Below are 12,394 nucleotides of genomic sequence, written 5' to 3'. Positions count from 1 at the left end.
GGTCCGGCAGACATCGGGATAAATGCCTATAATCCGGCAACACAATTCAACGCCCCCGAACAATCCCAGGCTGCGTTCACCCACGAGGTAGCGCAGCCTTGTTGTTCCAGCGGCTCATTAGATTGCGGAGGTTGTGATGGACCGGCTTCAGGCCATGCAGGTGTTTACTCGCGTCGTCGATACAAGCAGCTTCACCAAGGCAGCAGAAACGCTCAGCCTGCCGCGGGCGTCCGTCACGACGATCATCCAGAATCTCGAAGCTTTCCTCGGCGTGCGCCTGATGCACCGGACGACGCGCCGGCTGTCGCTCACGCCGGACGGCGCCGCGTACTACGAACGATGTGTGCGGATCCTCGCCGATGTCGAGGAAACCGAAGCCAGCTTCCAGGCCAACAACCGGAAGCCGCACGGAAAGTTGCGTATCGACATGCCGGGTTCGATCGGGCGGCTGCTCGTGATTCCGTCGCTGTGCGAATTTCATACGCGCTATCCGGACATCGATCTGCAGCTCGGCCTGTCGGACCGGCCGGTCGACCTGCTGCAGGAAGGCGTCGACTGCGTGATCCGCGTCGGTGCGCTGCAGGACTCGTCGCTGGTTGCGCGCCGCGTCGGCCTGTTCGAAGGCGTGACGGTCGCCGCGCCGTCGTATCTCGAACATCACGGCGAGCCGCAGACGATCGAGGACCTGGGCGACCACAAGGCCGTCAACTATTTCTCGAGCCGTACCGGCCGCACGATCGACTGGACCTTCCTCAGCGAAGGCAAGGAAATCGAAGTCAAAATGAACAGCATCGTGTCGGTGAACGACGCGGATGCGTACGTGACCTGCGGCGTCGAAGGCTTCGGGCTGATCCAGCCGCCGTTGTTCATGGTGCTGCCGCACTTGCGCGAAGGCCGGCTCAAGGAAGTGCTGCCCGGCGTCAAGCCGCTGCCGATGCCGATCTCGGTCGTGTATCCGCACAGCCGCCACCTGTCGCCGAAGGTGCGCGTGTTCGTCGACTGGATCGCCGAGGTGTTCGACCGCTGCCCGCTGCTGAGCGGCAAGGGCAGCCTCGACGCGACGTGCAGCAAGCGCACGTTCGAGGAAGCCGAGCGCGCGCCGGCACTCGATACGCCGGTCATCAACGAGTGGGTCGCATAATCGTCTGAATCGCGGCGCGCGGGCTGGCTTGCCGGCTCGCGTGCCGTCCTGCCTTCGTGCCGCCGGGGTGTCACGTTCGTGCCGCCTTCCGCGCCCCGCCCAGCGTCTTTCCTGAATCCGCACCACACCTTTGCGCCGCGCGCGGTAATCGTCCGCGAGCATGCTCGCGCGCGCCGTGCCGTATCGCCGTGAGCCCCGCCGCAGGCGGCTGTGAGCGATTTTCGAAGTCCCCTGCCCGCGTGACGAATCGCGATTGTTCCACCATCACGACAAATCAATTCGCGTCTGCCGCATTTATCGCGCCCGAACAGATACCTAGAGTAAACCCTGTCGCGCACCGCGTTGCGCATCGAACAGCCCGTTTGACGGGACCGGAGCGAGCGCTCACGCGCCAACTCCGACCAACACAGGAGTTACGTCATGAACCACCGCCATCTTCTTTCCGCCGTCGCGCTCGCACTCGCCGTGTCCGCACCGGCCTTCGCCGATACGAACACCCCGCATGCCGGCGACTACGGCAATACGGCGTGGTACACGCAGCACGACAACGGTCCGCGCACGCGCGCCGAAGTCAACGCGGAAGTCGTGCAGGCGCGCCGCGACGGCACGCTGGCCTGGCTGCGCAAGGCGAATTCGTATCCGCAAGGGCTCGAGCTCGCGCAAGGCCCGTATCGCCCGACGCCGGAAGGCAACCAGCTCGCAGGCGGGGGCCGCTAAACGTCGGTCAACGTGCAACGCCGCGCAGCGGATGATCCGGTGCGCGGCGTCGTGATGCCGCAGTCGAACACTCGATTAGTCAGTTAGTTGCAGGAGCCTGTGATGAACGATCAACTTCCGTCGCCGCTCGATCATTGGGACGACACGACGCCGGTGTGGACGCCGTTCCGTTCCGCGCCGCACTCGCGTTGACCTTCGCGTCGACGCGTCATCTTCGCGTCGGCGTGTCGCCGAGCAGGGCCGGTCGTCAACGGCGCGGCACGCCATCGCGCCATTCGCCCCAATGCGTGACGATGTCCTGCACGAGCGGATTGCCCGCGCGATACAGGTTCTCGGTCGCCGGCGCGAAGCCGCCCTGGTCCGCGTAGTTCAGCAGGTTGTCGGCGCTCGTCTGCCCCGCATACGGCCGGTCGAAATCGGAGCCCGTGCGCAGCACCGCGACGCGCGACAGGTCGACCCGCTTCACGCTCGCCGCGCGCTTGAGCGCTTCATACGTCGCGTTGTCTTCCTGGGCGGTCATGCAGTAGGTGCCTTTGCCGTCGGTGAGGATCTTCGTCCACTGACGCGCGCGCTCGCCGATCAGCGTGCCCGAAAACCACGTATTGCCCGATGACGTGTCGCACTGGATCACCGTCGGCGGCCGGTTCGCCGGCGCATACGTGAACTTCGCGCGCGCCGCCTGAGCCTGTGCGCTGTCGGCGAGCACGACGTTGCGCGACAGCGCATACGCGGTATCGGTCAGCTGCGGGTTCAGCTGAAAGACTTCGGTGCGGTAGTCGAGCGGCGGCTTGTCGTTCGGGCTTTTCGTATTGATGCCGAGATAGCCGGTGTTCCAGCCGGCCGGAATCTCGCGCGCATCGAGTTCCCATTGCAGGCTGAAGTCGACCAGGTATTTCGACCAGGCGGCGGAGCCGACCGTGCCTTGTGCGGGGTCGACGCCCGCGATGCCGGATACCAGGAAGTACGTGCGGCGCAAATCGAAGCGCTGCGAGAACGTGAGCGCCATGATCGTCGCGGATGCGTTCGCGTAGCCCATGCCGGTCGTCACCACGCACACGTCCTGCTTGTTGCAGTGAACGGCCGGATAGTCGGGCGACAGGCCGGGCACGGCGATGTCGCGCCACGGGCCGAGCCGGTCGAGCCATGCCTGGCCTTCCGGACCGAACATCGTGATGATCATGACCTTGACCGGGCGGCCCTGTGCACCGGTCTCGGCGAATGCCGCATTGCCCGCGTCGTTGCCCTGGTTGTCCTGCGCGATCGACGGCGCGGTCGCACAGGCGGCAAGCGAGAATGCCGCGGCGGAAAGAATGGAGCGAGTCAGCATCGGCGTTCCTTGTTTCGGTGATGTTGGATGAGAACGGCTGTCGGAGACTGCGCGACGGAGTATAGAACGCGCGTGCGCGATGCGGAACCCGACTACGAAACGGGCGGTGGTGTTCGGATGGGCCTGCGTGACGCATGAAAAACGCTACGGTATCGACATGCACGTCGCACAGTAACATCAGGAATACTATATTTTTGGCAGAGGCGCGCGCCGACGACGACACGCCCTACCCGATGCGAACCGCGACGCGCATTGCCTGGTTCGCGATCCGTTGCCCGATCAGGAAGTCGTTCAGCGGTCGTCGTTGCCTTCGCGTGAAGGCATCGATCCAATCGGCCGACGGCAATGCGGCGTAAGCAAAAAAACCCGTCAGGCGACGTCGACGCGCGACGGCCCGTCCACCATCTCGCCGATCACGGCCGCGCGGTCGAAGCCGTCGGCGCGGAAGCATGCGAGCACGTCGTCGACTGCTTCCGGTGCGCATGCGACCAGCAGGCCGCCCGACGTCTGCGGATCGGTCAGCAGCGCCTGCGCAACCGGCGGCAGCGCGTCGGCAAGCCGCACGTCGGCCCCATACGCGGCCCAGTTTCGACCCGAGGCGCCGGTCAACACGCCGTCGGCGACGAACGCCTCGACGCCCGCCAGCCAGGGCAGCGACGCGTAATGCACGCGTGCGGTAAGGTTCGCGCCCCGCGCAAGCTCGAGCGTGTGGCCGAGCAGCCCGAAGCCCGTGACGTCGGTCAGCGCATGCACGCCCGGCAGCGCGGCGAGCTCGGCACCGGGCCGGTTCAGCTTGGTGGTCGTCGCGACCATCTGCGCGTAGCCCGCGTCGTCGAGCTGGTTCTTCTTCAGCGCGGCCGACAGCACGCCGACACCCAGCGGCTTGCCGAGCACGAGCACGTCGCCCGCGCGCGCGGCCGCGTTGCGCTTCACGCGCGACGGATGCACGACGCCGATCGCCGCGAGCCCGTAGATCGGCTCGACCGAATCGATCGAATGGCCACCCGCGACCGGAATGCCGGCCTCCGCGCAGACCGATTCGCCGCCGCGCAGCACGGCCGCGATCGTCTCGTGCGGCAGCACGTTGATCGGCATCCCGACCAGCGCAAGCGCGAGAATCGGCTTGCCGCCCATCGCGTAGACGTCCGACAGCGCGTTGGTGGCCGCGATGCGGCCGAAATCGAACGGATCGTCGACGATCGGCATGAAGAAATCGGTCGTCGCGACGATCGCCTGCTCGTCGTTCAGCCGGTAGACGGCCGCATCGTCGGAAGTCTCGGTGCCGACCAGCAGGTCCGGGAACAGCGCCGGCGGCGTCGCCCGCTTCAGCAATTCGGACAGCACGCCCGGCGCAATCTTGCAGCCGCAGCCGCCCCCGTGCGACAGGCTCGTGAGGCGCGGAACGGCGGGCGGGGTGAGGGTGGCATCGGTCATCGTCGGCATCCGGTGAATAACAACGTTCTATTATCGACAATTCCGCGCGAGCGCGCCCGATACCCACATAATCGACGGCGTTTGCCCGCGCCCACCCGTCTCTTCGTTCATGGATCACCTCTTCATCGGCCTCGTGCTGTGCTCGGCGCTGCTGCACGCGATCTGGAATGCGTTCCTCCATGTCAGCGAGGACCGGCTCGTGCAGCTCGGCACGATGTCGCTGCCGTATCTCGCGTTCGGCACGGCCGGCGCCGCGCTGCTGCCCGCGCCGGCGCCCGCCGCGTGGCCGTACATCGCCGCATCGGCCGCGCTCGAGGTCGCCTATTGCTGCACGCTCGCGCGTGCGTACCGCAGCGGCGAGTTCGGGCAGATCTATCCGATCGCGCGCGGGATCTCGCCGCTGCTCGTGTCGGTGCTCGCGCTGGCCGTGCTGCACGAGCAGCCGACGCCGTTCGGCTTCGCGGGCATCGCGCTGGTGTCGTTCGGGATCATGTCGCTCGCGCTGCGGCGCGGCTTCCGCTTCTCCGGGGAAGGCGTGCCGTATGCGCTGCTCACCGGCGTGTTCATCGCCGCGTATTCGATCTGCGACGGGATCGGCTCGCGCGTGTCCGGCAGCGCGCTCGGCTACATCGCGTGGGTGTACCTGCTGTGGAGCGTGCCGCAGCTCGTGCTGGTCTGCGCGGTGCGCGGCGGCCCGCGTGCCGTGCTCGGTTCGCGCACGGCGCTCACGCAGGGCGCGATCGCCGGCACGATCTCGCTCGCCGCGTACGGAATCGTGATCCTCGCGTACCGGCACCTGCCGGTCGCGACCGTGTCGGCGCTGCGCGAAACGAGTTCGATCTTCGCGGTCGCGATCGGCTGGTTCGTGATGCGCGAGCGGCCCGGCGCGCAGCGGCTCGTCGCGTGCGCGCTGGTGGTGGCGGGTGCGGCGTTGATCCGGCTGTAACGCGCGCGAACGATTCGTCCGCACGGTGAAGACGCTCATTCGCTGCGTTGCCGGCGGACGGTCGCGCATCGCGCGCATGCCGCCGTCCCGGTCCCGTCAAACCGTCGCGACGACCCCGCCGAACGCGCGCTCGTCGATCGCCTCGGCCAGCGTCGCGAATGCCGTCGGAATCTCGTCCTCCGGCACGCACGCATAGCCGAGCAGCAAACCCGACGCCGCGCGCTCGCGCTCCGCGTAATAGCCGGACAACGGCCGCACGACGATGTTGCGTTCGAGCGCGGCCTGCGCGACCGCGCGATCGTCGACACCGTCCGGCAGCCGCGTGACGAGATGCAGCCCCGCATCGCTGCCGAGCGCGTGCAGCGTGTCGCCGTAGCGGCGCGCGACCGCATCGAGCAGCACCTCGCGGCGTTGCCCGTACAGCGTGCGCATCTTGCGGATATGCGACACGAAGTGCCCTTCCGCGATGAACTCGGCGAGCACCGCCTGCTGCAGCAGCTGACCTTCGCGATACAGCTCGGCACTGGCGGTCGCGAAGCTCTCGGCGAGCGGCTCCGGCGCGACCAGATAGCCGACCCGCAGCCCCGGGAACAGCGTCTTGCCGAAGCTGCCGACATAGATCACCTGCCCCGACGAATCGAGCCCCTGCAATGATGCGAGCGGCCGGCTGCCGTAGCGGAACTCGCTGTCGTAGTCGTCCTCGATGATCCAGCAGCCGTGCTGGCGCGCGTATTCGAGCAGCATCCGGCGCCGCGCGAGGCTCATCACCATCCCGAGCGGATACTGGTGCGACGGGGTGACGAGCATCAGCTTCGGCGGCTCGGCGAGATCGGCGGCCGACGGCGCGATCCCCTCGTCGTCGACCGGAATCGGCCGCGTGGTGAGCCCCGACACGTTCAGCACGCTGCGCACGCCCCAGTAGCACGGATCCTCGGTCCAGATCGCGTCGCCCGGATCGGTCAGCAGCCGCACCGCGAGGTCGATCGACTGGTGGATCCCGGTCGTGATCACGATTTGCTCGGGCGTGCAGCGCACCGAGCGCGACGTGCGCAGGTAGTCGGCCAGCGCCTCGCGCAGCAGCGCGAGCCCGCCGCCCGGCGCGTAGGTCAGCAGGTCCGGGCGCAGGCGCCGCCAGTACTTGTTGTGCAGCCGCGTCCACACGCGCGCCGGAAATCGCGATACATCGGGCACGCCCGGCATGAACGCGCCGCCCTGGCGCTTCGACACGCCCGCCCCTTCGACGAGCCGCGCGCCGCGCGCGGACAGCCGCCGGGCCGACGCCGCCACCACCGCCGGACCGGCGGCCGGATCGGTCGGCGCGCCGACGATCTCGTCCGGCGCGCTGTCGGCGACGAACGTGCCGCGGCCCGTGGCCGAGTTCACATAGCCTTCGAGCGCAAGCTGTTCGTAAACCTGCGTGACCGTGTTGCGGGCGATCCCGAGCTCGGCCGCGAGCAGCCGCGACGACGGCACGCGCGTGCCGGCCGGCAGTTCGCGCGACAGGATCGCCTGCTGCAGCAGCCGATGCAGCTGCCGGTAGATCGGCTGTGCGCCGCCGCGCACGAGGCGCTGCGCCAGCCAGTCCGACAACACGCTTGCGCGCATGATTGGCTCCTGAATATTTATTGAAATGGCTCTGATTGCCAGAGCCAAATGTGATTATAGTCGCCTCCATGGGCTGCCAATGCGGCCGATTTTTATCCCACCGGACAGAACATCAAGGAGATGACCGTGAAGAATGCCGACCTGCAGGCCCGCAAGAACGCCGCCACCCCGCGCGGCGTCGGCGTGATGTGCGATTTCTACGCCGCCCGCGCCGAGAACGCGGAGCTGTGGGATGTCGAAGGCCGCCGCTTCATCGATTTCGCCGCCGGCATCGCGGTGCTGAACACGGGCCACCGCCACCCGAAGATCGTCAAGGCGATCGCGGACCAGCTGAACAGCTTCACGCACACCGCTTACCAGATCGTTCCGTACGCGTCGTACGTCGAGCTGGCGGAAAAGATCAACGAACGCGCGCCGGGCGACTTCCCGAAGAAGACCGCGTTCTTCACGACCGGCGCCGAAGCCGTCGAAAACGCGATCAAGATCGCGCGCGCCGCGACCGGCCGTCCGGGCGTCATCGCGTTCTCGGGCGGCTTCCACGGCCGCACGATGATGGGCATGGCGCTGACCGGCAAGGTCGCCCCGTACAAGCTGAACTTCGGCCCGTTCCCGGGCGACGTGTTCCACGCGCCGTACCCGAATGCGCTGCACGGCGTGACGACGGCCGACTCGATCAAGGCGATCGAGATGCTGTTCAAGGCCGACATCGATCCGAAGCGCGTCGCCGCGATCATCTTCGAACCGGTCCAGGGCGAAGGCGGCTTCAACCCGGCGCCGGCCGAATTCGTGCGCGCGCTGCGCAAGATCTGTAACGAGCACGGCATCCTGCTGATCGCCGACGAAGTGCAGACGGGCTTCGCGCGGACCGGCAAGCTGTTCGCGATGCAGCACTACGACGTGCTGGCCGACCTGATCACGATGGCGAAGAGCCTCGCGGGCGGCATGCCGCTGTCGGGTGTCGTCGGCCGTGCGGACGTGATGGACGCGGCAGCGCCCGGCGGCCTCGGCGGCACCTATGCGGGCAACCCGCTGGCCGTCGCGTCGGCGCACGCGGTGCTCGAGATCATCGACGAAGAGAAGCTGTGCGAACGCGCGACGCAACTGGGCGACGTGCTGAAGGCGAAGCTGAATGCGCTGCAGGCCGACGTGCCGCAGATCGCCGACGTGCGCGGCCCGGGCGCGATGATCGCGGTCGAGTTCCTGAAGCCGGGCTCGGGCGAGCCGGATGCCGACTTCACGAAGCGCGTGCAGGCGCGTGCGCTCGAGCGCGGGCTGCTGCTGCTCGTGTGCGGCGTGTACTCGAACGTCGTGCGCTTCCTGTTCCCGCTGACGATCACCCAGGCCGTGTTCGACGAAGCGCTCGTGATCCTCGAGGAAGTGCTGAAGGAAACGGTCGGCGTGCCGGCCTGAGTTTCCGCCCGCTTCAACTGAATGCGCCGCCGCCGTCTTCACGACGGCGGCGGCCGTTTCATCCGTCCTTTTCAACGCAGGTGATTCATATGAGCACGGTTCAGGAAACCCTGGCACTGAAAGATCCGTCGCTGTTCCGCCAGCAGGCGTACGTCGACGGCGAATGGCAAGGCGCGGCGAACGGCGAGTCGTTCGAGGTCCGCAACCCCGCAACCGGCGGGCTGCTCGGCACCGTGCCGGCGATGGGCACGGCCGAGACGCGTCACGCGATCGAAGCCGCGAATGCCGCATGGCCGGCGTGGCGCAAGAAGACCGCGAAGGAACGCGCGGCGATCCTGCGCAAGTGGCACGACCTGATGATGGAAAACGCCGACGACCTCGCGCTGATCCTGACCACCGAGCAGGGCAAGTCGCTGGCCGAAGCGAAAGGCGAGATCGGCTACGCGGCATCGTTCCTCGAGTGGTTCGCCGAGGAAGGCAAGCGCGTGTATGGCGACACGATCCCGACGCCGGCGAGCGACAAGCGCATCGTCGTGACGAAGGAAGCGATCGGCGTGTGCGCGGCGATCACACCGTGGAACTTCCCGGCGGCGATGATCACCCGCAAGGTCGGCCCGGCACTCGCCGCAGGCTGCCCGATCGTCGTGAAGCCGGCTGAGGCAACGCCGTTCTCGGCGCTCGCGATGGCGGTGCTGGCCGAGCGTGCGGGTGTGCCGGCCGGCGTGTTCAGCGTCGTCACGGGCGACCCGAAGGCGATCGGCGGCGAACTGACGTCGAACCCGATCGTGCGCAAGCTGTCGTTCACCGGCTCGACGCCGGTCGGCCGCCTGCTGATGTCGCAATGCGCGGCGACGGTCAAGAAGGTATCGCTGGAGCTCGGCGGCAACGCGCCGTTCATCGTGTTCGACGATGCCGATCTCGATGCGGCCGTGCAGGGCGCGATCGCGTCGAAGTATCGCAACAGCGGCCAGACGTGCGTGTGCACGAACCGCTTCTACGTGCATGAAGCCGTGTACGACTCGTTCGCGCAGAAGCTCGCGGCGGCAGTCGGCCAGCTGAAGGTCGGCCGCGGCACGGAGCCGGGCGTCACGCAGGGTCCGCTGATCAACGAAGCGGCCGTGCTGAAGGTCGAGGCGCACATCGAGGACGCGCTCGCGAAGGGTGCGACCGTCGTGACGGGCGGCAAGCGCCATGCGCTCGGCCACGGCTTCTTCGAGCCGACCGTGCTGACGGGCGTCACGCCGGCGATGAAGGTCGCGAAGGAAGAGACGTTCGGGCCGCTCGCGCCGCTGTTCAAGTTCAGCAGCGACGACGAGGTGATCGGCCTCGCGAACGATACCGAGTTCGGTCTCGCCGCGTACTTCTACAGCCGCGACATCGGCCGCGTGTGGAAGGTTGCCGAAGCGCTCGAATACGGGATGGTCGGCATCAACACGGGCCTGATCTCGAACGAGGTCGCACCGTTCGGCGGCGTCAAGCAGTCGGGCCTCGGCCGCGAAGGCTCGCACTACGGCATCGACGACTACGTCGTGATCAAGTACCTCTGCCTCGCCGTCTGACGGTTCAGGGCCTGTCGCGTCAGCGCCAGGCCCTGACCGCCCGGCCGGAACCGGGCGGTCACGACGCGGGCCGGCGCCCCTCGCCACCGCGCCCGGGTCATCTTGCGCTACCTCGGTCCGCTCGATGTCCGCATGCTGCGCGCACGCGACTGCGGCCGCAAAGCCGGCCTCCGCCGAACGGCATGCCCTACCCGATTTCGTTCAAGTCTCATTTCTCGTTCGCCAGCAAACCGCTAGATTGAGCGTTCCGCCTCGATCCCGTTTGCTCGCCCATGAACACTTCACCCAACTGCGCGGTTCGCGCACGGCCCGTGCGCAGCGTCGCTCGGTCACGTCGTCGCACTCGTCACGGGCTCCACCGAGGCCCGAGGTGCATCATCGCCCCGGCGAACCGCGGAGCGCTCTCATGATCGTGAGTACCGCCAATCGCCGCATGCTCCCGCCGCCGCGAAGCGCCGGTGGCACGAGCAACCACCAGCCGTTCAACGTCATCTACGACGGGCCGGCGCTCGCCGAGCACCGGATGGACGTACGCGACCTCGCGCCCGCGCTGATCGCGATCGCCGACCTCTTCACGTCCGCCAACAAGGAGCTCAATGGCGAAAACACCGAGGTTCGGCTTGAGGTCCGCGGCAGCTTCAAGGCCGGTTCGTTCCACTCCGAGCTGATCTTCGTCCAGTCGCTCGCGAGCCAGATCCGCGACCTGTTCGCGGGTCCGAGTGCCAATGCGTTCAGCAACGCGCTGGCGATCCTCGCCGCACTCGGCATCGTCGGAGGCGGCGGCCTGATCGGCCTCATTCGCACGCTGCGCGGGCGCAAGCCGCAGCGCACCGAGCCCGAGGGAACGCATACCCGGGTCTGGATATCAGAACTGGAATCCTTCATTGTCGAGGAGGCCATCTATCGGCTCTACCAGAACCGGGCGGTCCGCGTCAGCCTGCAGAAAGTGCTGTCCCCGCTCGAACGCGAAGGCATCTCGAGCTTCGGCATCGTTCGCGGTGGCGCCGTCGAACTCTCGATCGAGAACGATGAACTCGATGCGTTCTCGATGAGTGACGATCCCGGGGAAGTGGTCACGGATACGATCGCACACAAGGTGCTGCTGCTCGAGTCCGTCGTGTTCAAGGACGGCAACAAGTGGCGCGTGCACGACGGCTCGTTCGCGTTCTTCGCCGCGCTGGACGACGAACAGTTCCTCGCGAAGGTCGATGCCGGCGAGCGCTTCGGAAAAGGCGACGTGCTGGTCGTCGATCTGCGTCAAACGCAAATCATCACCGACGAAGGGCTCCGCAACGAATACCGGATCGTCAAGGTTCGCGAGCACCGTGCGCCGCTGCAACCGGCGCTGATCTGATCTTCGCCCGCATGGAGGTGACGCGCGGGCGAGCGCCCCTCTCCGCCGCGCCCGCGCCATCACCTTCCCCGCCCCTCAACGAAACACGTTCACCGCATCCACGAGCCGCGTCGCCTGCTGCTTGAGGCTTTCCGAGGCTGCCGCGCTCTGCTCGACCAAGGCCGCGTTCTGTTGCGTGATGTTGTCCAGATGCACGACCGCCTGGTCGACCTGCGCCACGCCGGTGCTCTGTTCGGCCGTGGACGAGCTGATCTCCGCGATCAGGTCCGATACGCGCTTCACCTGCGTGACGATGTCCTCCATCGTCTTGCCGGCACCATCGACGATCCGTGCGCCCGATTCGACCCGGTCCACGCTCGCGCCGATCAGCGTCTTGATCTCCTTCGCCGCGTTCGCGCTGCGCTGCGCGAGCGCCCGCACCTCGCCGGCGACCACCGCGAAGCCGCGCCCCTGATCGCCCGCACGCGCCGCTTCCACGGCCGCGTTCAGCGCGAGGATGTTGGTCTGGAATGCGATGCCGTCGATCACGCCGATGATGTCGGAAATCTTCCGCGAACTCGCCGTGATGTCGTTCATCGTCGTGACGACCTCGCTCACCGCCTGCCCGCCGCGCTCGGCCGCCTCGCTCGCCGACACCGACAACTGGTTCGCCTGCAGCGCCGTCTCCGCATTGCTCGACACGGTGGCCGTCATCTCGGCCATCGATGCGGCCGTCTGCTGCACGCTGGTCGAAGCCTGTTCGGTGCGCGCGCTCAGGTCGTTGTTGCCCTGCGCGATCTCGTTGCTCGCGCGCTGCACGTTGTGCACCTGCTCGCTGACGTCGTCGACCAGCCAGCGGAACATCAGCCCGAGCTGGTTGATCGTGCGCAGCGTCATGCCGATCTCGTCGACCCGGTTCATC

At 67.3% G+C, this 12,394-nt stretch carries 10 protein-coding genes; 6 read left to right on the top strand and 4 right to left on the bottom strand.

Annotated features, from left to right (window positions below; all coding sequences use genetic code 11):
* The first annotated feature begins 136 nt into the window (after window positions 1-136).
* Together ceoR and ACTJKF_RS25935 are read left to right on the top strand one after the other, a co-directional pair.
* Window positions 137-1,141, top strand: coding sequence for a putative multidrug efflux transcriptional regulator CeoR (gene ceoR, locus ACTJKF_RS25940; protein ID WP_440627323.1), 1,005 nt, complete (start codon window positions 137-139; stop codon window positions 1,139-1,141).
* A 420-nt stretch (window positions 1,142-1,561) separates the two neighbouring features.
* The gene (locus ACTJKF_RS25935) at window positions 1,562-1,858 is read left to right on the top strand and encodes a DUF4148 domain-containing protein (RefSeq protein WP_440627322.1); all 297 of its coding nucleotides are present in this window, start codon (window positions 1,562-1,564) and stop codon (window positions 1,856-1,858) included.
* A 247-nt stretch (window positions 1,859-2,105) separates the two neighbouring features.
* On the opposite strand, the gene ACTJKF_RS25930 is transcribed toward ACTJKF_RS25935, so the two are convergent.
* Both ACTJKF_RS25930 and selD read right to left on the bottom strand, forming a co-directional pair.
* Window positions 2,106-3,185 carry a purine-nucleoside phosphorylase gene (locus ACTJKF_RS25930; RefSeq protein WP_440627321.1) on the bottom strand — a complete coding sequence of 360 codons (1,080 nt, stop codon included), beginning with the start codon at window positions 3,183-3,185 and terminating at the stop codon, window positions 2,106-2,108.
* Window positions 3,186-3,554: 369 nt separating this feature from the next.
* Window positions 3,555-4,619 carry a selenide, water dikinase SelD gene (gene selD / locus ACTJKF_RS25925; protein ID WP_440627320.1) on the bottom strand — a complete coding sequence of 355 codons (1,065 nt, stop codon included), beginning with the start codon at window positions 4,617-4,619 and terminating at the stop codon, window positions 3,555-3,557.
* Window positions 4,620-4,728: 109 nt separating this feature from the next.
* On the opposite strand from selD, the gene ACTJKF_RS25920 reads away from it, so the two are divergent.
* A complete protein-coding gene (locus tag ACTJKF_RS25920) occupies window positions 4,729-5,565 on the top strand; it encodes an EamA family transporter (protein WP_440627318.1) in 837 nt (278 codons plus the stop codon).
* 96 nt (window positions 5,566-5,661) lie between these two features.
* Here the strand turns inward: ACTJKF_RS25920 and pdxR are convergent, their stop codons facing one another.
* A complete protein-coding gene (gene pdxR / locus ACTJKF_RS25915; RefSeq protein WP_440627316.1) occupies window positions 5,662-7,170 on the bottom strand; it encodes a MocR-like pyridoxine biosynthesis transcription factor PdxR in 1,509 nt (502 codons plus the stop codon).
* Between the two features lie 120 nt (window positions 7,171-7,290).
* On the opposite strand from pdxR, the gene ACTJKF_RS25910 reads away from it, so the two are divergent.
* From ACTJKF_RS25910 to ACTJKF_RS25900, 3 genes are all read left to right on the top strand, one after another.
* Window positions 7,291-8,580 (top strand): 4-aminobutyrate--2-oxoglutarate transaminase, encoded by a 1,290-nt coding sequence (locus ACTJKF_RS25910; RefSeq protein ID WP_440627315.1) that lies wholly within the window; start codon window positions 7,291-7,293, stop codon window positions 8,578-8,580.
* Between the two features lie 89 nt (window positions 8,581-8,669).
* The gene (gabD, locus tag ACTJKF_RS25905; protein ID WP_440627305.1) at window positions 8,670-10,139 is read left to right on the top strand and encodes an NADP-dependent succinate-semialdehyde dehydrogenase; all 1,470 of its coding nucleotides are present in this window, start codon (window positions 8,670-8,672) and stop codon (window positions 10,137-10,139) included.
* Between the two features lie 262 nt (window positions 10,140-10,401).
* Window positions 10,402-11,493: a hypothetical protein gene (locus tag ACTJKF_RS25900; protein WP_440627303.1), complete on the top strand. Its 1,092-nt coding sequence runs from the start codon at window positions 10,402-10,404 to the stop codon at window positions 11,491-11,493.
* A 75-nt stretch (window positions 11,494-11,568) separates the two neighbouring features.
* Here the strand turns inward: ACTJKF_RS25900 and ACTJKF_RS25895 are convergent.
* The coding region (locus ACTJKF_RS25895) for a methyl-accepting chemotaxis protein (protein ID WP_440627301.1) at window positions 11,569-12,394 on the bottom strand (826 nt) is incomplete at its 5' end.

The sequence above is a fragment of the Burkholderia sp. 22313 genome (assembly GCF_052045245.1).
Lineage (GTDB): Bacteria > Pseudomonadota > Gammaproteobacteria > Burkholderiales > Burkholderiaceae > Burkholderia.
This window is presented reverse-complemented; position numbering and strand designations above follow the sequence as displayed.